Origin of the sequence: Stenotrophomonas sp. AR029, assembly GCF_047520695.2 — a bacterium.
GTDB classification, from domain to species: Bacteria; Pseudomonadota; Gammaproteobacteria; order Xanthomonadales; family Xanthomonadaceae; genus Stenotrophomonas; species Stenotrophomonas sepilia.
Map to the genome: position 1 here is coordinate 339,236 of NZ_JAXBQQ020000003.1, position 21,128 is coordinate 360,363.

The 21,128-nt window shown below is 67.5% G+C and carries 23 protein-coding genes; 8 read left to right on the forward strand and 15 right to left on the reverse strand.

Annotation, left to right across the window (positions count from 1 at the left end; all coding sequences use genetic code 11):
* Nucleotides 1-3: 3 nt before the first annotated feature.
* From ACM0PB_RS13790 to ACM0PB_RS13815, 6 genes are all read right to left on the reverse strand, one after another.
* Complete coding sequence (locus ACM0PB_RS13790) at nucleotides 4-723, reverse strand: HAD family hydrolase (RefSeq protein WP_053499497.1); 720 nt, start codon at nucleotides 721-723, stop codon at nucleotides 4-6.
* A 31-nt stretch (nucleotides 724-754) separates the two neighbouring features.
* Nucleotides 755-1,864, reverse strand: a complete 1,110-nt coding sequence (locus tag ACM0PB_RS13795; RefSeq protein WP_065178990.1) for an AI-2E family transporter — start codon at nucleotides 1,862-1,864, stop codon at nucleotides 755-757.
* 67 nt (nucleotides 1,865-1,931) lie between these two features.
* On the reverse strand, nucleotides 1,932-2,393 hold the full coding sequence (locus ACM0PB_RS13800) for a protein sip-5 (protein WP_065185642.1): 462 nt from the start codon (nucleotides 2,391-2,393) through the stop codon (nucleotides 1,932-1,934).
* Nucleotides 2,390-2,860 (reverse strand): phage holin family protein, encoded by a 471-nt coding sequence (locus ACM0PB_RS13805; RefSeq protein WP_004153834.1) that lies wholly within the window; start codon nucleotides 2,858-2,860, stop codon nucleotides 2,390-2,392. Before ACM0PB_RS13805 ends, ACM0PB_RS13800 begins: the two co-directional genes overlap by 4 nt.
* Nucleotides 2,861-2,868: 8 nt before the next feature.
* Nucleotides 2,869-3,234 (reverse strand): hypothetical protein, encoded by a 366-nt coding sequence (locus ACM0PB_RS13810; protein ID WP_004153835.1) that lies wholly within the window; start codon nucleotides 3,232-3,234, stop codon nucleotides 2,869-2,871.
* A 101-nt stretch (nucleotides 3,235-3,335) separates the two neighbouring features.
* A complete protein-coding gene (locus ACM0PB_RS13815; protein WP_005420544.1) occupies nucleotides 3,336-4,769 on the reverse strand; it encodes a Do family serine endopeptidase in 1,434 nt (477 codons plus the stop codon).
* Nucleotides 4,770-5,260: 491 nt separating this feature from the next.
* On the opposite strand from ACM0PB_RS13815, the gene ACM0PB_RS13820 reads away from it, so the two are divergent.
* Together ACM0PB_RS13820 and ACM0PB_RS13825 are read left to right on the forward strand one after the other, a co-directional pair.
* Nucleotides 5,261-6,148, forward strand: a complete 888-nt coding sequence (locus ACM0PB_RS13820) for a histone (protein WP_414604646.1) — start codon at nucleotides 5,261-5,263, stop codon at nucleotides 6,146-6,148.
* Between the two features lie 106 nt (nucleotides 6,149-6,254).
* Nucleotides 6,255-6,947, forward strand: a complete 693-nt coding sequence (locus tag ACM0PB_RS13825; protein WP_065178993.1) for a hypothetical protein — start codon at nucleotides 6,255-6,257, stop codon at nucleotides 6,945-6,947.
* Between the two features lie 15 nt (nucleotides 6,948-6,962).
* On the opposite strand, the gene ACM0PB_RS13830 is transcribed toward ACM0PB_RS13825, so the two are convergent.
* A complete protein-coding gene (locus tag ACM0PB_RS13830) occupies nucleotides 6,963-7,322 on the reverse strand; it encodes a DUF1428 domain-containing protein (RefSeq protein WP_005420538.1) in 360 nt (119 codons plus the stop codon).
* A 91-nt stretch (nucleotides 7,323-7,413) separates the two neighbouring features.
* The gene (locus ACM0PB_RS13835; RefSeq protein ID WP_164093411.1) at nucleotides 7,414-9,816 is read right to left on the reverse strand and encodes a S9 family peptidase; all 2,403 of its coding nucleotides are present in this window, start codon (nucleotides 9,814-9,816) and stop codon (nucleotides 7,414-7,416) included.
* Between the two features lie 210 nt (nucleotides 9,817-10,026).
* Here ACM0PB_RS13835 and ACM0PB_RS13840 point away from each other — a divergent pair, with 210 nt between their 5' ends.
* Together ACM0PB_RS13840 and ACM0PB_RS13845 are read left to right on the forward strand one after the other, a co-directional pair.
* On the forward strand, nucleotides 10,027-10,599 hold the full coding sequence (locus ACM0PB_RS13840) for an OmpO family porin (protein ID WP_065178995.1): 573 nt from the start codon (nucleotides 10,027-10,029) through the stop codon (nucleotides 10,597-10,599).
* A gap of 198 nt (nucleotides 10,600-10,797) precedes the next feature.
* Nucleotides 10,798-11,475, forward strand: coding sequence for a response regulator transcription factor (locus ACM0PB_RS13845; protein WP_065178996.1), 678 nt, complete (start codon nucleotides 10,798-10,800; stop codon nucleotides 11,473-11,475).
* 6 nt (nucleotides 11,476-11,481) lie between these two features.
* Here ACM0PB_RS13845 and ACM0PB_RS13850 read toward each other — a convergent pair whose 3' ends face one another.
* On the reverse strand, nucleotides 11,482-11,871 hold the full coding sequence (locus ACM0PB_RS13850) for a DUF6165 family protein (RefSeq protein ID WP_049414316.1): 390 nt from the start codon (nucleotides 11,869-11,871) through the stop codon (nucleotides 11,482-11,484).
* 178 nt (nucleotides 11,872-12,049) lie between these two features.
* Here ACM0PB_RS13850 and ACM0PB_RS13855 point away from each other — a divergent pair, with 178 nt between their 5' ends.
* On the forward strand, nucleotides 12,050-12,748 hold the full coding sequence (locus ACM0PB_RS13855; protein WP_065185644.1) for a TorF family putative porin: 699 nt from the start codon (nucleotides 12,050-12,052) through the stop codon (nucleotides 12,746-12,748).
* On the opposite strand, the gene ACM0PB_RS13860 is transcribed toward ACM0PB_RS13855, so the two are convergent.
* Nucleotides 12,745-13,893: an MFS transporter gene (locus ACM0PB_RS13860; RefSeq protein ID WP_343234758.1), complete on the reverse strand. Its 1,149-nt coding sequence runs from the start codon at nucleotides 13,891-13,893 to the stop codon at nucleotides 12,745-12,747. The two genes, ACM0PB_RS13855 and ACM0PB_RS13860, sit on opposite strands and share 4 nt — an antisense overlap.
* Before the next feature lie 143 nt (nucleotides 13,894-14,036).
* Here ACM0PB_RS13860 and ACM0PB_RS13865 point away from each other — a divergent pair, with 143 nt between their 5' ends.
* Nucleotides 14,037-14,924 (forward strand): LysR family transcriptional regulator, encoded by an 888-nt coding sequence (locus tag ACM0PB_RS13865; protein WP_053499479.1) that lies wholly within the window; start codon nucleotides 14,037-14,039, stop codon nucleotides 14,922-14,924.
* Here ACM0PB_RS13865 and ACM0PB_RS13870 read toward each other — a convergent pair.
* Nucleotides 14,893-15,360 (reverse strand): YehS family protein, encoded by a 468-nt coding sequence (locus tag ACM0PB_RS13870; RefSeq protein ID WP_414604647.1) that lies wholly within the window; start codon nucleotides 15,358-15,360, stop codon nucleotides 14,893-14,895. The genes ACM0PB_RS13865 and ACM0PB_RS13870 overlap by 32 nt on opposite strands.
* Nucleotides 15,361-15,444: 84 nt before the next feature.
* Between ACM0PB_RS13870 and ACM0PB_RS13875 the strand changes: the two genes are divergently transcribed.
* Nucleotides 15,445-15,933: a hypothetical protein gene (locus ACM0PB_RS13875; RefSeq protein ID WP_005420525.1), complete on the forward strand. Its 489-nt coding sequence runs from the start codon at nucleotides 15,445-15,447 to the stop codon at nucleotides 15,931-15,933.
* Between the two features lie 88 nt (nucleotides 15,934-16,021).
* Complete coding sequence (locus ACM0PB_RS13880) at nucleotides 16,022-16,774, forward strand: SDR family NAD(P)-dependent oxidoreductase (RefSeq protein ID WP_005420523.1); 753 nt, start codon at nucleotides 16,022-16,024, stop codon at nucleotides 16,772-16,774.
* A gap of 98 nt (nucleotides 16,775-16,872) precedes the next feature.
* Here ACM0PB_RS13880 and ACM0PB_RS13885 read toward each other — a convergent pair whose 3' ends face one another.
* From ACM0PB_RS13885 to ACM0PB_RS13900, 4 genes are all read right to left on the reverse strand, one after another.
* Nucleotides 16,873-17,757 carry an SPOR domain-containing protein gene (locus tag ACM0PB_RS13885; protein WP_065185647.1) on the reverse strand — a complete coding sequence of 295 codons (885 nt, stop codon included), beginning with the start codon at nucleotides 17,755-17,757 and terminating at the stop codon, nucleotides 16,873-16,875.
* Between the two features lie 21 nt (nucleotides 17,758-17,778).
* Nucleotides 17,779-19,467, reverse strand: coding sequence for an arginine--tRNA ligase (gene argS / locus ACM0PB_RS13890; RefSeq protein ID WP_005420518.1), 1,689 nt, complete (start codon nucleotides 19,465-19,467; stop codon nucleotides 17,779-17,781).
* A gap of 114 nt (nucleotides 19,468-19,581) precedes the next feature.
* Complete coding sequence (gene radC, locus ACM0PB_RS13895; RefSeq protein ID WP_414604649.1) at nucleotides 19,582-20,286, reverse strand: RadC family protein; 705 nt, start codon at nucleotides 20,284-20,286, stop codon at nucleotides 19,582-19,584.
* A gap of 70 nt (nucleotides 20,287-20,356) precedes the next feature.
* On the reverse strand, nucleotides 20,357-20,983 hold the full coding sequence (locus tag ACM0PB_RS13900; RefSeq protein WP_061478747.1) for a response regulator: 627 nt from the start codon (nucleotides 20,981-20,983) through the stop codon (nucleotides 20,357-20,359).
* Nucleotides 20,984-21,128: the final 145 nt, after the last annotated feature.

A 21,128-nucleotide genomic window follows, 5' to 3' on the forward strand; every position in this document is an offset into this window, starting at 1 on the left:
GCGTCAGGTACTCCGGGATGCGGCGGCGTCGAGGTTGGCGTCCAACCAGTCGGCCAGGCCGGTGAGGGTGTCGAACTGCAGGTCCGGCTGCAGTTTCGGATGGGTCCAGGTGGCTGCTTCGCGGTTGATCCAGCACCCGCGCAGGCCGGCGGCGATCGCCCCGGCCACGTCCATTTCGGCGTGGTCGCCGACATGCAGTACCTGTGCCGGCGCCACACCCAGTCGGGTGCAGGCGGCGTGGAAAATGCTTGCCTCCGGCTTGGCCGCGCCGTGTTCGCGCGCGCCCAGCTGGAAGGCGAAATGATGCGCCAGGCCGATCCGCTCCAGATCGGCGTTGCCGTTGCTCAGCGCTGCCACCGGCACCCGCGCGGCAATCCGCGCCAGCGCATCGATCGCATCGGGATAGCACTCGACCTGGTTGCGCGCGGCGTAGAACGCTTCGTACGCTGGCTCCAGCAGATCGAGGCTGGCGCCACTGGCGTGCAGCGCTTCGTGCAGGGTCAGCCGGCGCAGTGCGCTCAGGTCGTGATGGAGGTGCGGATGGGCGTGGTACAGGCGCTCGCGCAGTTCGCGCATTGCCGCCACCGGATACATCGCGGCGGTGGCGGGGCTGTGTTCACGCATCCACTCGTGCAGGACCAGGTCGATGCGGGCGCCAATCGGAGCGAACGGCCACAGCGTGTCGTCAAGGTCGAGAGTGATGGCTTGGACGGGGAAATTCACCCCTCCATTCTACGCCTGCCCGCGCGGGCTTTCATTCCAGCAGCCGTGCCCAGCCCTGCATGCCTTCCAGCCGTGCCAGCACCAGCTTGATGCAGACCAGCAGCGGCACCGCCAGCAGCAGGCCGATCATGCCCCAGGCCCAGCCGAACACCATCAGCGCCAGGATCAGCACCAGCGGCGACAGCTTCATGCGCCGGCCCAGCACGATCGGGGTCACCATCTGCCCTTCCAGAGTGTGCAGGGCCAGGTACGCGGCCGCCGGCAGCAGCGCCTGCAGCGGGTCGCGGAATTCCACGAAGCCCATCAGCAGCATCAGTGCCACGCCGATCAGCGGACCGACGTACGGGGCAAAGTTCAGCAGCGCGGCCACCGTGCCCCACAGCAGCGCCTCCTGCAGGCCGATGCCGAGCAGCATCAGCACGCCTGCGAACACCAGCCCGACCAGGGTGTTGATCACGCTGATGGTCAGCACGTAGCGCGAGACCTCGCGCTCGATCGACCGCAGGATGTCGGCGGTGAAGCGCTGCTGCTGGCGGTTCGGGAACAGCGCGATTGCCGCGCGCTGCAGGCTCTGCCCATAGATCATGAAGAACAGGGTCAGCAGCACCACGGCCAGCACCGAGGCGGCAAGCCGTGGCGCGCGGGTCAGCATGCGGTACGGGTCGTCGAGCTGGGTGCGGATCACCTGCACCTTGTGGTTGCTGTCGCCGCCGGCGACGCGCGCGAAGTTCTCCGCCGCCTGGTTGGCCTGCTGCACCGGCTTGGTCAGGTCCTGCACCTGGCGGGCGACCTTGCGCAGCTGCTGCGGGGCTTCCTGCGCCCATTCCATCGCCGGGCCGATCAATTGCACCGCCAGCGAACCGGTCACGCCCAGGCCGGCGCCGAGAATCAGCAGCGCGCCCAGCGCGCGCGGAATCCACAGTTTCTGCAGCAGGCGCAGGATCGGGTTGCCGACCAGTGCGAAGAACATCGCCAGCAGCACCGGCAGGATGATGTCCTGCGCAGCCCACAGCGTGTAGCCCACCGCCAGGGTCGCCAGCACCACCAGCGACATCGGCCCGCGTGGGCGAGACGGAGGCGGCAGCGGTGCCTCCGGGTCCTGCGGATCGGCTGGTGACAGGGACAGGGAGGACTCGCTCATCGACGCATCAGCCGGAAAGGGGAGCGCATTATCCGCCGGCCGCGATCGGCGCGGCGGATTCCATGGATCAACGTTCGGACAGTTCGGTGGCGGCTTCGGCCGGGCGCGGTTCGCGCGGCTCCGGTTCTGCGGCGGCCCGTGGCGCCGCCGCTGGCGCGGGCCGTGCGGCTGATGCCGATGCGGCCGCCTGTGCCTGTTCGCTGGCGTTGTCGGCTTCTTCGGCCGCATCGTCGGCGGTAGCCGCAGCCTGCGCCGCCATCGCCGTGGCGAACGCTGCCTGCGCACTGGCGAACAGGTTCGACACTGAACCCACCATCTGCAGCCAGCGCGCACCGTTGACCTTGCCCGGCATTTCCAGCTTGCCGGCAATGAAGCCACCGGCCAGGCCCACTACCACGATGCGTAGTGGCGACCAGCCCTGGCGCCAGACCTGGCTGAGCGTGGACCAGTGGTCCTGGGTCTCGACCAGACGCACGGTCACCACCTGTTCGCAGCGCTTCACCCGCCGCTGCAGCGCACCGAACTTCATGGCTTGCCCTCTGGCAGCTGCACATCGGCATCGGGGTCGTCTTCGCTGGGCTCGTCGAACAGGCCCAGGCGGGACAGCTGGCGCCGGGTGGCGTGCATGCCGGTGTGGTGGAAGAAGTAGGACACCCGCCAGATCGCATAACCGGTGACGGCCAGGCTCAGCAGCGAGGTGATCAGCAGCGCCTGCAGCCAGCTCAGGCCCCAGCTTTGCAGCAGGGCGATGAGGGTGGCGGCCATCAGCAGCCAGGCCGACGCACCGAATACGATCGCTACCCCGGCCCAGGCCAGTGCACGGCCGAATGCGCTGCGAGCCAGCGCAAAGTCGGCCGAGGCCAGCCGGCGCAGCGAACGCAGCGAGTGCTTGGCCGAATCGGCAGCGGCACGACCGGCCGCGCCGACCTGGCGGATGCTCTCATCCAGCGGCGGGGTGGCCGCCGGATCAGGGGCTTGCGCGTTGTCTTCGCTCACGCCGCGGCTTACTTGTCGCTGCTGCCGCGGGCCAGCTTGGCGATGATCCAGCCGGCAGCGAAGGCCACGCCGAACGAGGCCAGCGGACGTTCGCGGATCAGCTCGGCGGCGCTGTCGATCAGGTCCTTGCCCTTGTCCATCAGTGCATCGACCTGTTCCTTGGCAGCGGCCCCGCCGAACTCGGCGGCGGCCAGGCCGGACAGCGCGCTGTCGGACAGTTCAGCCTTGACGTTGGCCTTGCCGATCCGCAGTTCGTCGGTCGCGGCACCGGTTGCGCCCTTGATCGCACCGCCGGCGGCCGTGGCGGCCTGCTTCAGGTGGGAACCGGCTTCACCCAGGTGTTCCTTCAGGTTCTCGGTATTGGTGGGGCTCATCGAATCACTCCTGTTGCGATGGGGGAACGGGCGTCGGCGGTGCCGACCTGGACTGACAGCAATAGCATTGCTGGGGTATAGGGGGTGTTACGGCAGGGCGATCAGCGCATCACGAGCTGGCCCTGCTGCTGGCCATTGTTGCGCAGCACGCGCACCACCAGGGTCGGCGGGCGTTGCTGGAAATTGGCACGCCAGCTGGCCAGGTCGGCGAATTCACCCACGGTGGCGTCGGTGATGATGTCGCCCTGCTGCAGGCCGTTGCTGGCCGCGCGGCTGCCGCGCTTGACCTCGCTGACCAGCACGCCGCCGACCCCCGACTGCCGCAGCGACTCGGGCAGGTCGACGAAGGTGGCGCCGGTCAGCCGCGGGTCCAGGCTCTCGCCGGTGACCGCCCGTGCCTGTTCCTTCAGCGTTGCCTTGATCTGCACGGGCTTGCCTTCGCGGCGGACGTCCAGCGTCATCGGGCTGCCGACGGCGGCCAGGCCTTCCACGTTGTGCAGGGCTTCGGCGCTGTCCACGCGTTGGCCGTTGGCCGAGACCACCACGTCGCCCGGCTTCAGCCCGGCTGCGGCAGCGGCCGAGCCGGCCAGCACGCGGGTGATCAGCGCACCACGTGTTTCGGCCAGGCCCAGTCCCTGCGCAATCTGCGCGGTCAGGTTCTGGCTTTCCACCCCCAGCGTGCCGCGCACCACCACGCCGTGCTTGACCAGCTGGTCGACCACGCTGCGCGCCAGGTTCGATGGAATCGCCAGGCCCAGGCCGATGTTGCCGGCCATGCTGCCCTGCGGGTTGAAGCTGGCGGTATTGATGCCGACCAGCTGCCCCTGCAGGTCGACCAGTGCACCACCGGAATTGCCGGGATTGATCGACGCATCGGTCTGGATGAAGTTCTGGTAGCCCAGCCCGCGGATGCCGCTGCGGCCCACCGCCGAGACGATGCCGGACGTGACCGTCTGGCTGAAGCCGAACGGGTTGCCGATGGCCACCACGAAGTCGCCCACGCGCAGCTGGTCGCTGTTGCCGAGCTTGATGTCGGTCAGGTTCTGCGCCGGAATGCGGATCAGGGCGATGTCGGTATCGCGGTCCGAACCCAGGAACTGGGCCTTGACCGTGCGCCCGTCGGCCAGTGTCACCTGCACGTCATCGGCGTTCTCGATGACATGGTGGTTGGTCAGTACCAGGCCTTCCTTGGCGTCGATGATCACGCCGGAGCCGAGCGATTCGTTGATGCGTTCCTGCGGGATGTCCGGGAACAGGCGGCGGAAGAACGGGTCGTTGAAGAAGGGATTGCGTACGCGAACCACCTGCTTGGTGTTGACGCTGACCACCGCCGGCATCGCCTTCTCCAGCATCGGTGCCAGTGACGGTACCGCCTGTCCGGCCACCGAGGCCGGCAACGCTGCGGTGGTCGGCAGGACCGCCGGCAGCGGCGCGGCGTCGGCACGGTTGTCCAGGTGGGCATTGATGCCGGTGGCAACGAAGCCACCGAAGGCGGCGGCGATTGCGAGCGTGAGCAGGGTGGGAAGCGGTCGCATGGGAGTCGGTTCGCTGGCGTGGGTGGGGGCTGTTCGGGCCTACGGTAAAACAAGCTGAATGAGTGTGTCGCGATCTGGATAAATGCGCCATGAAAACGGGGGCCTCGAAGGTGGGAGCGCGGGGGCCAAAAGCGCGGTTGTGGTGACACCCGGGCAGGTGATGGGTGCGCCACTCAAGGCCAACGCGCGCCGCACTGGCACAGGCGGATACTTGCGCAGTTCCGCGCAGGCGGGTGCCGCAATGCGCCACGACGGATGCCGGACGCTGCGCCCGTGCATGTGCGCGCGACGACGGCCAGGCAATGCTGGGTTCGCGTGGCGCAGTACTGAAAAAAAGGGGTTTGCTGCGAACCGCAGGTGGCAACGGGGGCTGCTGCGTACACCATCGGCGTCGCAACAGATGCGATTGCTGGCACATGCCCCGTTCCACGATCGTCAATGTCGGTATAGCATCGCCCCGTTTTGATACTTAAGGCCCGCAGGAGGGCAACATGAGCAACGGTAATGGTGTGTCGGTCGTGACCGACGCTGTCGAGAACGTGAAAGAAACCGCCACCAACGTCGGCGAGACCATCGCCCACGCCGCCGAAGACGCAGTGAAGTCGGTCAAGAAGACCGTCAAGCGCGCCAGCAAGGCTGCCGGTACCCGCGTTGCCAAGGCCAAGAAGGCCGTGGCCAAGGTCGAGAAGACCGTTGCCAAGAAGGCCGAGAAGGCTGCCAAGTCGGTTGGCAAGACAGTTGCCAACGCCAAGAAGAAGCTGGAAGCGGCCAAGAAGAACGCCAAGGCCGAAGCTGCTGCCCTGAAGAAGGAAGTGGCGAAGAAGAAGGCGGCTGCGGGCAAGGCCGTGACCAAGAAGGCCGCCGCTGCCAAGAAGACCACCAAGGCCGCCACCAAGGCTGCCGGCAAGAAGGTCGCCACCGTGAAGAAGGCCGCCACCAACAAGGCTGCTGTCGCGAAGAAGACCGTTGCCAAGAAGACCACGGCCGCCAAGAAGGTGGTTGGCAAGAAGGTCGCCACCGCCAAGAAGGCTGTGGCCAAGAAGACCGTCGCCGCCAAGAAGGTTGCCGGCAAGAAGGCAGTGGCTGCGAAGAAGGTTGTCGGCAAGAAGGTTGCCGCCACCAGGAAGGTCGCCACCAAGAAGACCGCCGCCGCCAAGAAGGTTGTCGGCAAGAAGGCTGCCGTCGCCAAGAAGGCCGTTGCCAGGAAGACCACTGCTGCCAAGAAGGCTGTCGGCAAGAAGGTCGCTTCGACCAAGAAGGTCGTCGCCAAGAAGGCTGCACCGCTGAAGAAGGTCGCCGCCAAGAAGGCTCCGGCCAAGAAGGCTGTTGCCAGGAAGGCCCCGGCCAAGGCCGTGCGCAAGGTCGCCAAGCGCAAGTAATCGCGCCGTGACCGAAGGCCCTGCCGCCCACCGGGTGGTGGGGCCTTTCGCGTTTTCGGGGCGCGGTCTGGGGCAAGATGCAGATTCTTCCCGCCGGAGCCCCAGCATGCGCGGTATCGATTTCAGTTCCTGGCAGGGCGTGCTGTCCACGTTGGCCGGCCTGGTCCTGATCACCCTGCTGGGCGTGGGCATCCGCCTGCTGGTGATGCAGACCCTGCAGCAGCGTCGCGAGCGCGAGAACCGGCAGATCAACGAGCGGCTGCGCACACTGATGGCGGCCTACAAGACCCTGGGCGGTTCATTCACTGGTGAACTGGGCGTGGATCCCAGCCATCGCCGTGATCTGCGCCAGCGCGAAGCGGCCGAAGGCATCGCCGAACCGCGTTCAGATCGAACGCGCCGCATCCGCGATGCGGTCGAGGCCGCGCTCTCGGACATCCTGTTGCTGGGCACCGACGAACAGGTGCGGCTGGCCGCGCGCGCTGCCAACGAACTGGCACAGGGGCGACCGGTGCATACCCACGAACTGGTGGTCTCGCTGCGCGACTTCGTGCGCGAAGCGCTGGACCTGGCGCCGATTCCTCCCGACCTGCGGATTCCGCCGCAGGGGCCGACCCGCCCCGCTGCCAGTGGTGGCGGCAAGGGGCGCAACGATGGCGATGCCAAGGGCGGCCGTGCGGGTGGTGGCGGAGGTGGGGGCGGCGGAATGGGCGCTGGCATGGGCGGCATGGGCCTCGGTGCCGGCGCCGCACTGGGCGCCGGCCATGCCGCTGCCAGCGATGAAACGGACGCGCGCTGAGCACGTCCGCCGGGTTCAGCGGGTCAGCTCGTAGATCGGCACGAAGCCGCCGTAGATCATCCGCGCACCGTCAAACGGCATCGGATTCTTCGTTGGATCAAACCGCGGGTCTTCCATCATCTTCTTCATACCGGCGTCGCGGGTCGATTTGTCGGGCCATTCGATCCAGGAAAACACCACCGTCTCGTCCGGCGTGGCTTTCACCGCGCCGAAGAAATCGGTGGTCTTGCCGTGCGGCACGTCATCGCCCCAGCACTCCACCACGCGCAGTGCGCCGTACTCGATGAAGACCGGATCTCCTGTGCGTGCATGGGCGAGGAACTTCTCCTTGTTGGCGGTGGGAACCGCCAGGACGAAACCATCGATGTAGCTCATTGCCAGCCTCCGGATGGACCGTGCCACATGCACGGCCTTCAAGTACACGACGAACCAGCGCGGCGGGGATCGACATCCCGCGTACGCCTGTTCAGCCCGGGCCACCCGGGAGCGGGGCCAGCGCCGTATCCGGTGGCTGCTGGCCGGCCAGGTGGCGCACGAAGTAGTCCCACATGCGGTGCGTATAGGTGGCGTCGTTGCGGAACAGTTCGTGGTCCTGTCGAGCCAGGTACAGCAGGTCGTAGCGACGCTGGGCCTTGTTCAGGGCCGCGGCCAGCTGCAGGGTCAGCGCGGGTGGCGCGTTCTCGTCCAGTTCGCCATAGACCAGCAGCAGATGCCCGCGCAGGTTGCTGGCCAGCGCCGCATTGTCGAGACCGGCAAAGGGGGCCGGCACGCCATCGGCCATGGCTGTAGCTGGCACCACGCCACCGAACAGCCGGTCCATGCCGTGCAGGGCGCCGCCGTACATGCCCTGGAAATTGTGGCTGCCGGCCGAGGCCACGGCCACCCTGTAGAACGCGGGGTAGCGCAGCAGGGCACGCGCCGCGCTGTAGCCGCCGAACGAATGCCCATAGATGCCGACCCGCTGCAGGTCGATACCCTGGTAGCGTTCGCCCAACTGGCGCAGTGCGGCCACATGGTCATCGAGCTGTACATCGGCGCCGTGCAGGAAGCTGCTGTCATGGAATGCCTTGTCGCGGCCGCCGGTGCCGCGGGCATCGATGCTGACCACCACGAAGCCGAGCTCGGCGAGGCTGGCGCGGGATACCGGGTTCTGCGCCGAGACCGCTTCGGCATAGGTGACCGGCGCATTGCTGATGAAAGCACCGCCGTACATCGCGTCGATCACCGGGAAGCTGCCGTCATCGCGATAGTCGCGGGGCAGGTAGATGGTGGCGAAGATCGGCGTGCGCCCGTCGGCGGCCAGCAGCCGCTCGCGCCGTGGCGGCCGCCAGCCAGCAGTGACGACCGCCTGCGTATCCGCAGCCTCCAGCACCATCACTTCGCGGCCATCGTCGCTGGCGCGCAGCACCGTGCGTGGCGGCTGCGTGAGGCTGGACACCGTATCCACCAGGTAGCCACCGCCGGGTGAGAGCGCTTGCGGTGCACGTCCACCGAACAGCATGCCGGTGCCCGCATCAACCAGGTGGTCGTCGCCATCGGCGGCCAGGCGCTGCACCGCTCCGCCGTGCAGCGGTACCCGGTACAGGCCACGCACGTAGGGATCGCCGCCCTCGACACCGCCGGCACTGAAGTATGCCCAATCGCCTGCGCTGTCCACGCCGAGCAGGTCCCGCACCGCCCACCGGCCGCCGGTGAGCTGGCCCATCACCTTGCCGTCGGACAGGCGCACCCGGTACAGATGGCCCCAGCCATCGCGCTGCGAGAACCACACGGCGGTGTCCCGGCCGGGCAGGATTGCCACCGCTGGCCGGTTGTAGGAATACACGTTGAGCTGCAGGCGGGTATCACTGGACTCCTCCAGCACGGTGCGCAGCGCACCGCTGCCGGCGTCGATCTCTACCAGGCGCAGGCGCCGTGGCATGCCGAAGTGCGCCATCGCGGCGTACAACCGGCCACCGTCCCAGCCCAGGATGCCCGCCTCGCTCAGGATGTTCCAGCCCTCGGGCAGGGTGATGTCCTGCTGCCGGCCGCTGCGTACATCGACGATGTACAGGCTGTCGCGCACCTGCTGTGCATCGCCCAGTACCCCCAGCTTCACGGTGTGCACGCGTGGGCGCGCGCTGTTGGCCGGCGTGCTTTCCAGATAGGGGTAGTCCTGCAGCGCACGCTCGTCGTAGCGGATGCCGGCCACGTAGCGGCCATCCGGTGACCAGCCGACCGCAAACGGCCGCACCGGCATCCGGCCCTGGCGGCGCGGAATGCTGCGGAGGGTGAAGTCCGGCAGTACGCCATAACCATGACCGGGTTCGCCGCCGGTGGTCAGTGCCCGTGCCGCCGTTCCGGGCGACTGCAGCCACAGATTGTGGTCGCGCACCTGCAGCCAGGCATCGCCAGCGGGCGAAAGCAACGCATCTGCCGGCGGCATCGCATCCTGCGACGGCGCGCATTGCCAGCGCGGCCACCGGCAATCGATCGGCGCCTCGCCGCTGAATCGCAGGCGCAGGCCATCGTCGGTTGCCTGCACGCTGGCCAGTCGCAGGCGTGGCCCGCTGGCACCGAAGGGCGCCACCGCGCTGTCCAGTGCGGCGGGCTCGAACAGGACCTCGCCAGTTGCCTGTAGCGGGTCGACCAGTACCGCCTGGCGTCGACCGCGTGCATCCTCGCGCTCATACCAGAAGCGGCCATCGGCCAGCCAGTTCGGCACGACCGAGGCATTGCGCAATGCACCGCGCAGGTGGCTGTCGTGCACGCGCTCGGCGCGCTGGTAATCAGAAGGCTGCAGTGGCTGAGCCGATACAGTGGAACACCCGTCGATGAAGGCGAGGACGACAGCGCAGAGCGGGAACCGCAGCGGGGCAGGCACGTGCAAGGCAACCTCCTGTTGCAAGGGTCAGCGGAACTCGAATGCACGCTCGCCGCGCGCGTATGCCAGATACAGCCTGAATCAAGCCAAAAAATTCAGCAATGCGAAGGCTGCTGTTTTCAGGGAGCGTTGTGGCGAATAACGGAGAATTTACATTCCCGATGCGATGGCGCCCTGGCGCTGCTGCACACCATAAGAAAGTAAAGGTGTACCCCCATGAAGAATTCGCTGATTGCTCTGGCCCTGGCCGCTGCCCTGCCGTTCACCGCCTCGGCTGCTGAGAACCTGTCCTACAACTACGCCGAAGCCAACTACGCCAAGACCGACAACGACGCGTTCAAGTCCGACGGTTGGGGTGTGAAGGGTTCGTACGGCTTCCTGCCGAACTTCCACGCTTTCGGTGAGTACAGCCGTCAGGAATTCGACCACACCAACGTCAAGCTGGACCAGTGGAAGATCGGTGCAGGCTACAACGTTGAAATCGCTCCGAGCACCGACTTCGTTGCCCGCGTTGCCTACCAGAAGCTCGACCAGAAGCATGGCCTGGACTTCAACGGCTACAGCGCTGAAGCCGGTATCCGCACTGCCTTCGGCGCCCACGCCGAGGTCTACGGCATGGTTGGCTACGAAGACTACGCAAAGAAGCACGGCGTGAATCCGGAAGGCCAGTGGTACGGCCGCCTGGGTGGCCAGGTCAAGCTGAACCAGAACTGGGGCCTGAACGGCGAACTGAAGATGAACCGCGACGGCGACAAGGAATACACCGTCGGCCCGCGCTTCAGCTGGTAACTGCTGTTCCGGCGCGCCTGCGCGCTGGAGGCGTCTCGACAGGCCCGGCTCTTGCCGGGCCTGTTGCGTTTGTGGCGGCGCGAAACAAAATGCCGTCTGACTGGTGGCGCATGCGGGCCGAGCATTGCAAGGAATTGGATTCCGCCGCTGCGGGCACCGGCCTACGGTGGATGTTCCATGTTGCCTGGACAGGCCGCGATGCCACCGACACTCCCGCCCCTGCGGCCTGATCGGCCACGACGCCTGGCGCTGCTGGATCCGCACCCGGTACTTCGGTTGGGCGTGGAAGTTCTGCTCCGCCAACACAGTGGTGTGCAGGTGCGCGTGAGCCTGTCCAACGAGGCGAACCTGCTGCAGCTGCTGGAGCGCAGCCCGAGGTGTGTCGACCTGCTGCTGATCGATGCGCTGCCGATGGGCGACCTGGGCGATGGATTGGCCCTGCTGCGCGTGCTGTCGCAGCGCTGGCCGGCGCTGCCGGTGCTGGTGCTCTCGGCGCACTGCAACGCCAGTACGGTGACCACCGCGATGCGAGCCGGCGCGCGCGGCTTCCTGTCCAAGTCGATGCCACCGGAGACGTTGCTGCGCGCCATTGACGTGGTCGCTCGCGGAGGGCGCTTCGTGCCACCGGAACTACGCGAGGAGCTGAAGCTGCCACGCACACGCCGGGTATCTGCACCGGTGCTGACGCCGCTGAGCCAGCGCGAGCGTGAAGTGCTCGGGTTGGTGCTGAAGGGCGTCAGCACCAGTGAAATGGCCCTGCGCTCAGGGCGCTCGGCCAGCACCATCAGCTCGCAGAAGACGTCGGCCTACCGCAAGCTCGGCATCCGCGGGGATGGTGACCTGTTCCGCTTCCGCCACCTGCTCGAATGCGGCTGAGCGGCCTTACTCGCCCTGGTACTGCTTCTCTTCCACCAGCGCCGAACCGGCCACGCGGTTGATCTCGTTCTTCACCTGCACGCGCTCGCCATTGGTGCCATAGACACCGCGTGCCAGCTGGATGAATGCATCGTCGAACACCTGGGCCGCTTCCTTGTCGCGCAGCTGGTCCTGGATGTCCCACATGCGCTCGTTGATCGCCTTCAGCTGCTGCTTCAGCGCGTCCAATGCCGGCTGCGCCTGCAGCTGCTGCTGCAGCAAGGGCAACAGGCCATCCAGTTCGGTGCGCACGTTGGCCAGCTTGGCAGCATCGTCGATGCGCTCGGCCTTGATCTCGAGAATGGTGATCTTGTCGATCAGCTCGCCGATCGATACCGGGGTCAGGATGGCGTCCACGTGGTTGGTTCCTGGAAACAAGGCGCCATGATACCGCGCGGCTGGCACGTAGCCTCCATCCACGGGATTTACGCCGAATTTGCGCCGCAGGCCGGGCAGCGCCCTCGATCCGTTACGGCGGCGCCCCCGACACTGCCGTCCCGGCGGCGCGACCGCCTTCGACGAGGAACACAGTGCAGTGAACAGCAAGGAGACGATGGCGGCGCTGGTGGCCGCCCTGGCAGGGCTGCTCGGGATCGGCAGCGCGCAGGCACAGGTGCAGGCCAGTGGCAGTGCTGCATTGACCAGCGACTACGTGTGGCGTGGCAGCTCGCAGAGCGATGGCGACCCGGCAGTGCAGGCCGGCGCGAAGGTCTCGATCCCGTCGGGATGGTACGCCAGCGTGTGGGGTTCGAACGTTTCGTTCAAACCGGACAATGGTGCGCGCAGCGAGTTCGACCTGGTGGCCGGCTGGTCCGGCGCACTGGCGCCGGCCTGGAACCTGGATGCGAACCTGACTCGCTACGTGTACCCGGGCACCGGCCGCACGCTGGACTGGACCGAACTCAACACCACGTTGACCTGGAAGCAGCGTGCCTGGCTGCAGGTCGCCCATTCCAGCGATGCACTGGCCGGTGGCCACCGCGGCACCTATGCCCAGCTGGGTGTGCGTGTGCCGCTGCACGAACGCGTCCGCCTGGAAGCGGCGGTGGGCCAGTACTGGCTGGCCACCGCGCAGGGCCCGGACTACCTGCATGGCCAGCTCAGTGCCATTGCCACGCTGGCCCCTGCATGGGAGCTGCGTGCCACCGTGCACGACACCGACAGTGCGGCCAAGCGCCTGTTCCCGGGTAACGCCGGTGGACGCTGGGAGCTGGCGCTGCAGGGCAGTTTCTAATTCGACGATGCCGCCTGGCGCGCACGCAGCGCGCCGGGCAGCCACAGCAGCAGGGCCAGCACGGCCACGGCGGCACCGGCCACGCAGACACCGGTCCAGCCGAAGCGCTGGTAGACCTGTGCAGACAGCAGCGAGCCCAGCGAGCCGCCGATGAAATAGCCGGTCATGTAGCCGGCATTGAGGCGGTTGCGTGCCGCAGGCTGCAGCGCATAGATCAGGTTCTGGTTGCTGACATGCAGCAGCTGCGCGGCCAGGTCCAGCACCACCACGCCGACCAGCAGCGCCAGCAGCGAGTGGGCCGACAGCCCCAGTGGCAGCCACGACAGCAGTAACAGCGCCAGTGCAATGGCGGTGGCACGTCCGGTCTGGCCACGGTCGGACATGCGACCAGCCAGACCCGCCGCCAGCGTCCCGGCCGCACCGACCAGCCCGAACAGGCCGATGGTGGCGTCGCTGTAGGCGTACGGCGGTTGTGCCAGCAGGAATGCGAGTGGGGTCCAGAAGATCGCGAACATGGCGAAGCTGCAGGCGCCCAGCAGCGTGCGCTGGCGCAGCACCGGTTCCCGCACGAACAGTTCGCTAATGGAGCGCAGCAATGCGAAATAGCCAAGGCCGGCGCTGTGATGGAATCGCGGCAGGCCGCGCTGCAATGCCAGTGCGGTCAGCACCAGGGTGGCAGCGGCGATCGCGTACACCAGGCGCCAGTCGCCCAGGCTGGAAAGCAGGCCGGCCACGGTGCGCGCCAGCAGGATGCCCAGCAGCAGGCCACTCATCAATGTTCCGACCACGCGGCCACGATGTTCCGGCGCGGCCAGCGTGGCGGCGAACGGCACCAGCACCTGGGCCACCACCGAAAACAGGCCGGTGATCGCGGTGCCCACCAGCAACCAGGTCAGCGACGGTGCGCAGGCACTGATCACCAGTCCGCCCGCCGACAGCAGGCTCATCACCACGATCAGGCGGCGGCGTTCGAACAGGTCACCCAGCGGCACCAGCAGGATCAAGCCGGCGGCATAGCTCAGCTGCGCGGCGGTAACCACCATGCCGACCTGGCCGAACGGCACGCCGAAGGCGTCGGCGATGGTGTGCAGCAGCGGTTGCGCGTAGTAGTTGCTGGCCACGGCCACGCCGGTGGCGACCGACATCAGCAGCACCTGCCAACGGTGCAGAGGGGGAAGGGACGGGCTCACGCGATGTTCCAGGAAGCGGGGGGCACAGTGTCCGCCTGCTGCGAGCATGATGGAAATGAATCATCATCATCCATGCCATCTGAAAACAAGATAGTTGTATGAACCTCAAGCAGCTCGAGTTCGCCGTGGCGCTGGCCGAGGAGGGCAATTTCACCCGTGCCGCCGAGCGCTGCCACGTGGTGCAGTCCGCGCTCAGCCACCAGATCGCCCATCTTGAACAGGAACTGGGTGCCACGCTGTTCGAGCGCCTGCCGCGCCAGGTGCGGGCCACCGCCGCCGGCGAGGCGTTGCTGGTGCACGCACGCCAGGTGCTGGCCAGCCTGCGCCACCTGCGCGCCGACGTGGCCGCCGTCAGTGGCGAAGTGCGTGGGTTGCTGGCCATCGGGCAGATTTCCTCGCTGACCGGAATCGACGTTGTGGCGATGCTGGCGGCCTTCCAGCGCGTGCACCCGCAGGTGGAGTTCCAGTTGCGCGTGGACAAGAGCGAGGACCTGATCGCGCAGGTACAGTCGCGCGCGCTGGATGTGGCACTGGTCGGCCTGGCGCCTTCGGCAGCGCTGGACGGTGTCTGCCATCAGGTGCTGCAGGAGGAGGATCTGGTGGCGGTACTGGCGCCATCGCACCGGCTGGCCGGGCGCAAGCGGCTGCCATTGGCCGCACTGCAGGATGAAGCACTGGTCGACTTCCCGCGCGGCACCGGCGCACGCCGGCAGACCGATGATGCTTTTGCCGCAGCCGGACTGCCGCACACGGTCCGTTTCGAGGTCAACCTGATGGAACTGGTCGAGCGCTTCGTCCGCCATGGGTTGGCGGTCGGCATCGTGCCGGCATTGATCGCCGATGGGTTTCAGGGCGTGGTGCAGATTCCGCTGCAGCCGACCCCGACCCGGCGCGTGCACCTGGTCTGGCAGCGCCTGCCGACACCAGCGGCGCGGGCGTTCGTCGACGCCGTGCTCAACCGCGCAGGCGCAGGCTCAGGCCCTTGAGGAAGTTGCGCAGCATCTGGTCCAGGCAACGCCGGTAGTTGGCGTGCCTGGGTTGGCGGAACAGCGCGCCCACTTCCGACTTGGAGACATTGAAACCTGCGCTGGCAAAGATCTCCATCAGGTCCACGTCGCGCAGCTGGAACGCCACGCGCAGCTTCTTCAGCACCAGGTTGTTGTCGATGCGGGTCTCCACTGCGCGCTGCGGCTGGCTCTCGTCGCGGCCACGCAGGTGCACGATCAGGCCGTCGAGGAAGTGCGCCAGCGCGCTGTCGTTCATCGCCTCGAAACCGGCTTCGTCCTCGCGGCGCAGCCAGGCCTTCACCTGCCCGGTATCCACGGCAAAGGCCGGGTCGGCCATCTGGCACAGGGCGACCACGTGCTGGTCACCCAGGTCCAGGGAGTAGCGCACGCTGCGCAGGACATCATTGTTGATCATGGCCCAATTGTACCGGCCCCTGGCGTGTCACCGGACTGTCATCGAACTGCAGCATCGTGAGCACTCGTTCGCTGGGACCCTTGCATGCGCCGGTATCTGTTTTCCGCACTACTGCTCGCCGGCAGCTTCGCTGCCTTCGCCCAGGACCGCTTCGTACCCGTCGAGCGGCGCCTCAGTGCATCCCAACTGGCCGAGGTCGGGCTCAGCCCAGCGCAGTTGCAGGCGTTGAACCGGGTACTGCGCGAGGCAGAGAGCACGACCGCTGCGTCGACGGCAGCGGTGGCCCCGGTCGCTGCGCCGCTGCCTGCCAATGTGCCGGCACCGGCAGCAATGCATCTGGGCCTGGATGACGAACCGGTCAGTGCCCGTGTAGTCGGAGAGGTCGCAGGCTGGCAGCCCGGCACGCTGTTCACTCTTGATAACGGTCAGCAATGGCAGGTGATGAAGGGACAGATGAAGCTGCGCAAGGTGTTGCAGTCGCCGCAGATCGCCGTTGTTCCTGGAATTGCCGGGCGCTGGTTCCTGCAGGTCGACGAAGACCTGCCCAAGGCCAGAGTGTTTCGCGTGCGTTGAGCCGGGGGGACGGCTGGACGGCGGGCAACTCAGGACGGGCCGGGAATGCCAGAATGGGCGTCCGGTTTTTCCCCCCTGGAGTTGCCTGATGACCCGCACTGTCCTGATTACCGGCGCCACGTCCGGCTTCGGCGCCGCCGCCGTCCACCGCTTCGCCCAGGCCGGCTGGAAAGTGATCGCCACGGGCCGCCGCAGCGAACGCCTGCAGCCGCTGGTCGAGCGCTACGGCAAGGACGTGGTGCACGCCGCCGCCTTCGACATCCGCGATGCGGTGGCGATGGAGGCGGCCCTGCTGGCGCTGCCGCCGGCCTTTGGCGAGATCGACCTGCTGGTCAACAACGCTGGCCTGGCGCAGGGCACCGCGCCGGCACAGAGCGCCACGCTGTCGGACTGGACCACGATGATCGACACCAACATCACCGCGCTGGTGACCCTGACCCACCGGCTGCTGCCGCAGCTGGTGGAGCGCAAGGGCGCGATCATCAACATCTCGTCGGTGGCCGGCGTCTACCCGTACCCGGGTGGCAACGCCTACGGTGGCACCAAGGCCTTCGTCAGCCAGTTCTCGCTGGGCCTGCGTTCGGACCTGCACGGCACCGGCGTGCGCGTGACCACGATCGAGCCGGGCATGGCCGAAACCGAATTCACCGTGGTACGTACCCATGGCGACCAGAACGCCTCGGACAAGCTCTACAGCGGCGCCAACCCGATGACCGCCGAAGACATCGCCGAGCAGATCTTCTGGGTGGCCAGCCTGCCGCCGCACCTGAACATCAACCGGCTGGAGCTGATGCCGGTCAGCCAGTCGTTTGCCGGATTCCAGGTCGCCCGCGAGGGCTGACCGGAGTTGTATCGCTTTTTGCAGAGTCGAGCATGGCTCGACTCTACAGAAACAAGAAAGCCGGGCACTGCCCGGCTTTTTCATTCACATCGGCAGGCTTACTGCGCCTTGATCGCCATCGCCTGCAGGCCGGTGCCATCCAGCTTCTGCTTGGCTTCGGACAACTCGCCGGCACTGCCGTACGGGCCCATGCGCACGCGGTACACGGTCTTGCCGTTGATCTGCGCCGACTCCACGCGTGCCGCCAGGCCCATCATGGCGAGCTTGGCCTTGGTGGCTTCGGCGTCACCGGAAGCCCCAAAGGCTCCTGCCTGCAGGATGTAGCGGGCGTTGTCGGCGGCCGCTGGTGCAGCTGCGGCCGGCGGTGCCGATGCGGCGGGCGCGCTTTCCGCGCGCGGCGCCGGAGTGGCGGCCGCCGTGCTGGCCGACGGGGTTGCCGCGGCCGGGCGCTCGCTCAGCGGTGCCGGCAACGGACGGTTGGTCGCGGTTACCGGCGCGGTGCTTGCGACGCTGGCCGTTGCGGTCGGTGCCGGCGTGGCCGTACTGGCCGGCGGTACCGGCTTGCCCTCCAGCGCGGCCTGCGCGCGCGACGCTTCGGCCTTGGCCCGGCGCTGATCCTCGGCGCGCGCGCTGGCGGCCAGTTCGGCGTCGGACATTTCCACTTCCTTGCCCGGCAGCAGGGTGTAGAAGTCGTACTGCGTCGCGGCGGGCTTCTCCGGTTCGGCCGGCTTCGGCGTGGCCGGCTGCGCGGCCGGCTGGCTGCCGACATCGCTGTCGGCATCAGCGACCGGGGCCGGCTGCGCGTTCGGGTTCGGCTGCGGACCGGCACGCAGGAAGCCATCGCCTTCGCCCTTGAACAGGTTCGGCGCCGCCAGGAACACCACGGCGGCGATCGCCACACCGGCCACCAGCCACACCCATCCGGGGGTGCCCTGGCTGCTGCTGTTGCGTCGTGCCTGGGTTTTGCCGCGTCGTGCTGCCATGTGTACTGCGTCTCCTGATGCTTACATTTTTTCCGGGGCACTCACGCCCAGGAGTTCGAGGCCGTTGGCCAGCACCTGGCGCGCCGCGCAGGCCAGGGTCAGCTTGGCGTTGCGATCGGTGGCGTCGTCCACCAGCACCGGCGTCCCGTGATACCACGTGTGGAAGGCATGCGCCAATTCACGCAGGTACTGCGCCACCAGGTGCGGCTCCAGCGCCACGCCGGCCGCTTCCACCACTTCCGGATACCGCGAGATCTCGTTCATCAGCCCCAGCGAGGCATCGTCGGCCAGGCGGCCCAGATTGGCCAGGCCATTGCCCTGCTCGTACACAAGGCCCTTTTCCTGGGCCTGGCGCAGCAGGCTGCAGACGCGGGCGTGCGCGTACTGCACGTAGAACACCGGATTGTCGTTGCTCTGCTGGCGGGCCAGGTCGATGTCGAAGGTCAGCTGCGAATCGGGCTTGCGCGCGATCAGGAACCAGCGGGTCGCATCGCGGCCGGCCTCCTCGATCAGGTCGCGCAGGGTGAAATAGCTGCCGGCACGCTTGGACAGCTTCACTTCCTCGCCGCCGCGCATGACGGTGACCATCTGGTGCAGCACGTATTCCGGCCAGCCCTGCGGGATGCCCACTTCCAGCGCCTGCAGGCCGGCGCGTACGCGCGCCAGCGAGCCGTGGTGATCGGCACCCAGTTCGGTGATCGCGCGCTCGTAGCCGCGCTGCCACTTGGACAGGTGGTAGGCCACGTCCGGTACGAAGTAGGTGAAGGTGCCGTCGGACTTGCGCATCACGCGGTCCTTGTCGTCACCGAAATCGGTGCTGCGCAGCCACAGCGCGCCGCCTTCCTCGTAGGTGTGCCCGGAGGCCTGCAGCTTGGCCACGGCCTCGGCGACCTTGCCATCGGCGTACAGCGAGCTTTCCAGGAAGTAGATGTCGAAGTCGACGCCGAAGGCGGCCAGGTCCAGGTTCTGCTCGTTGCGCAGGTAGGCCACGGCGAAGCGACGGATCGCCTGCATGTCGTCCGGGTCCTTGGCGCCGACCACCAGCGTGCCTTCCAGGTCAACGCTGGCGCCGGCCATGTAGGCGCGGGCAACGTCGGCGATGTACTCACCGCGGTAGCCGCCTTCCGGCCAGCCTTCCTGGTCCGGCGCAATGCCCTTCACGCGGGCCTGCACCGACAGCGCCAGGTTCTCGATCTGCACGCCGGCGTCGTTGTAGTAGAACTCGCGCTTGGCGTTCCAGCCGTTGGCGTCGAGCACGCGGGCCACGCAGTCGCCGATAGCCGCCGCGCGGCCATGGCCGACATGCAGCGGGCCGGTCGGGTTGGCCGACACGTACTCCACGCCCACCGTGCGGCCATTGCCGGACAGGTTGCGGCCGTAGTCGTGGGCTTCCTTGATGACCGACGCGGCTTCGCGCTGGTACGCAGCCGGAGCCAGGTGGAAGTTGATGAAGCCAGGGCCGGCGATCTCGACCTTGCTGACGTCCTCGCTGCGCGGAAGCGCCTCGACCAGCGCCTGAGCCAGTGCGCGCGGATTGCTGCGCGCGGCCTTGGCCAGCAGCATCGCGGCGTTGGTGGCGAAGTCGCCATGGTCACGGGTCTTCGGGCGCTCGACCACGAAGTCCGGCGGCAGGGAGTCGGCGGGCAGGGTGCCATTGGCGCGCAAGGCTTCGATGCCTTGGCTGATCAGGGCGCGGAGGAGATTTTTCACGAGGCCTGCTGTGAGAATGAGCGGCGGAATCGCCCATTTTAGCGCAGATACCCGCGCCCACGCTGACCAGAACATGCCTGTGGGGGGTACCTGCCCGGCCCTGGTCAGGCCCGCTCAGCCGAACAGGCGTGGCTGGGGCGGGGACAGCAGGCCCCGTTCAGCAAACGAAACGGGGCGGCCTTCGCCGACCACGAAGTGGTCCAGCAGGCGTACGTCCACCAGTGCCAGCGCCTGCTGCAGTTCATCGGTGATCCGGGTATCGGCGCCGGAGGGTTCCGGGTCGCCGGAGGGGTGGTTGTGGCTGAGGATCACCGCTGCCGCATTGTGCAGCAGGGCTCGCCGCACCACCTCGCGGGGGTAGACCGGGGCGGCATTGATGGTGCCCTGGAACAGTTCCTCGCAGGCGATCAGCCGGTGGCGGTTGTCCAGGAACAGCGCCATGAAGATCTCGCGGGCCTGGCCGCGCAGGCGGTGCTGCAGGTAGCGGCCGACCGCGGCTGGGTTGTTGCCGACCGCCTCGCCCTGCTGAAGCTCGGCGGCCAGGTAGCGATGGGCCAGTTCCAGGCCGGCGGCCAGGGCACAGCTTCGTGCCGGCCCCAGCCCCGGCAACCGGACCAGCTCGCGGGCCGGGCGGTCCAGCAGCACGCGCAGGGGGCCATGCGCCTGCAACAGGTCGCGGGCGGTCTGCACCGCGTCGCGTCCACCGAAGCCGGAGCCGAGAAACAGCGCCAGCAGCTCTGCGTCGGACAACGTGGCGGGGCCGCGGGCGATCAGCTTCTCGCGGGGACGTTCCTGCTCGGGCCAGTCATGGATGGGCATGCCTGCATCATCGCCAGCGCGCGTGATGCGTCCCATCAGGGCAGGGCGCACGCCCGGGTAGGCTGTTGCCTCAGTCGCGTCGCGACTGCAGATAGGCGAACAGCTCCTGGTTGTTCTGCAGCCCCAGCTTGCGCTTGGCTTCGGCCTTCTGCCGGCTGATCGTTTTCGGGCTGCGGCCGCAGTGGACGGCGATGGCGTTCACTTTCAGCCCGGCGGCCAACAGGTCCAGCACTTCCTGTTCGCGGGCCGACAGCGCCGCCGGCTCACGCGCGAACATCAGGTCGCGCGCCTGCAGGTGGTCGCGCAGCTGCTGCGAGACGAACACCTGCCCAGCCATGGCCGCGTTCAGGGCCTGCGGCAACTCGCCGAAATCGGCGCACTTGTCGACCAGGCCACTGACACCTTCACGCAGCAGGCCATCGAGCAGGCCGGGGTGACGGGCGCCGGTAAGCACCACCACGGGCATGCCCGGGTGGCGTGCGCGCAGCTCAGCGATCAGTTCCGGGCCATCCGGGCCGGTGCCCGGCATGGAGAGGTCGGTCAGCACCGCGTCGCAGCCGTGGTGCTCGACCAGCTGCAGCAGCTGGGCGCCGTCACGCGCGCTGCCGACGACCTCCATCAGATGGGTCTGCAGCACGATGCGGATGCCGTGCAGGACGACGGGATGGTCGTCGGCGATGATGATGCGCGGGTGCACGCGGAATCCTCGAAAAGCGAAGCGGCACACCTGCGGTGGCCACTGACGATTCTGCAAACGTGGCCGGCCAACAGGTATAGGAAAGTTCCGAATCGCAGTGTCTTGAACCCTGGAAGCGTTGTGGCGCAAGTCCCATCTGCTGATA

Bases quoted from the DNA above. Each gene is read 5' to 3' on its own strand.
- ACM0PB_RS13845 (WP_065178996.1), top strand. From the start codon at position 10,798: ATGCCACCGACACTCCCGCCCCTGCGGCCTGATCGGCCACGACGCCTG.
- ACM0PB_RS13830 (WP_005420538.1), bottom strand. From the start codon at position 7,322: ATGAGCTACATCGATGGTTTCGTCCTGGCGGTTCCCACCGCCAACAAG.
- ACM0PB_RS13885 (WP_065185647.1), bottom strand. From the start codon at position 17,757: ATGGCAGCACGACGCGGCAAAACCCAGGCACGACGCAACAGCAGCAGC.
- ACM0PB_RS13795 (WP_065178990.1), bottom strand. From the start codon at position 1,864: ATGAGCGAGTCCTCCCTGTCCCTGTCACCAGCCGATCCGCAGGACCCG.
- ACM0PB_RS13820 (WP_414604646.1), top strand. From the start codon at position 5,261: ATGAGCAACGGTAATGGTGTGTCGGTCGTGACCGACGCTGTCGAGAAC.
- ACM0PB_RS13865 (WP_053499479.1), top strand. From the start codon at position 14,037: ATGAACCTCAAGCAGCTCGAGTTCGCCGTGGCGCTGGCCGAGGAGGGC.
- ACM0PB_RS13800 (WP_065185642.1), bottom strand. From the start codon at position 2,393: ATGAAGTTCGGTGCGCTGCAGCGGCGGGTGAAGCGCTGCGAACAGGTG.
- ACM0PB_RS13860 (WP_343234758.1), bottom strand. From the start codon at position 13,893: ATGTCGGTCGCCACCGGCGTGGCCGTGGCCAGCAACTACTACGCGCAA.
- ACM0PB_RS13840 (WP_065178995.1), top strand. From the start codon at position 10,027: ATGAAGAATTCGCTGATTGCTCTGGCCCTGGCCGCTGCCCTGCCGTTC.
- radC (WP_414604649.1), bottom strand. From the start codon at position 20,286: ATGCCCATCCATGACTGGCCCGAGCAGGAACGTCCCCGCGAGAAGCTG.
- ACM0PB_RS13825 (WP_065178993.1), top strand. From the start codon at position 6,255: ATGCGCGGTATCGATTTCAGTTCCTGGCAGGGCGTGCTGTCCACGTTG.
- ACM0PB_RS13875 (WP_005420525.1), top strand. From the start codon at position 15,445: ATGCGCCGGTATCTGTTTTCCGCACTACTGCTCGCCGGCAGCTTCGCT.
- ACM0PB_RS13815 (WP_005420544.1), bottom strand. From the start codon at position 4,769: ATGCGACCGCTTCCCACCCTGCTCACGCTCGCAATCGCCGCCGCCTTC.
- ACM0PB_RS13870 (WP_414604647.1), bottom strand. From the start codon at position 15,360: ATGATCAACAATGATGTCCTGCGCAGCGTGCGCTACTCCCTGGACCTG.
- ACM0PB_RS13810 (WP_004153835.1), bottom strand. From the start codon at position 3,234: ATGAGCCCCACCAATACCGAGAACCTGAAGGAACACCTGGGTGAAGCC.
- ACM0PB_RS13880 (WP_005420523.1), top strand. From the start codon at position 16,022: ATGACCCGCACTGTCCTGATTACCGGCGCCACGTCCGGCTTCGGCGCC.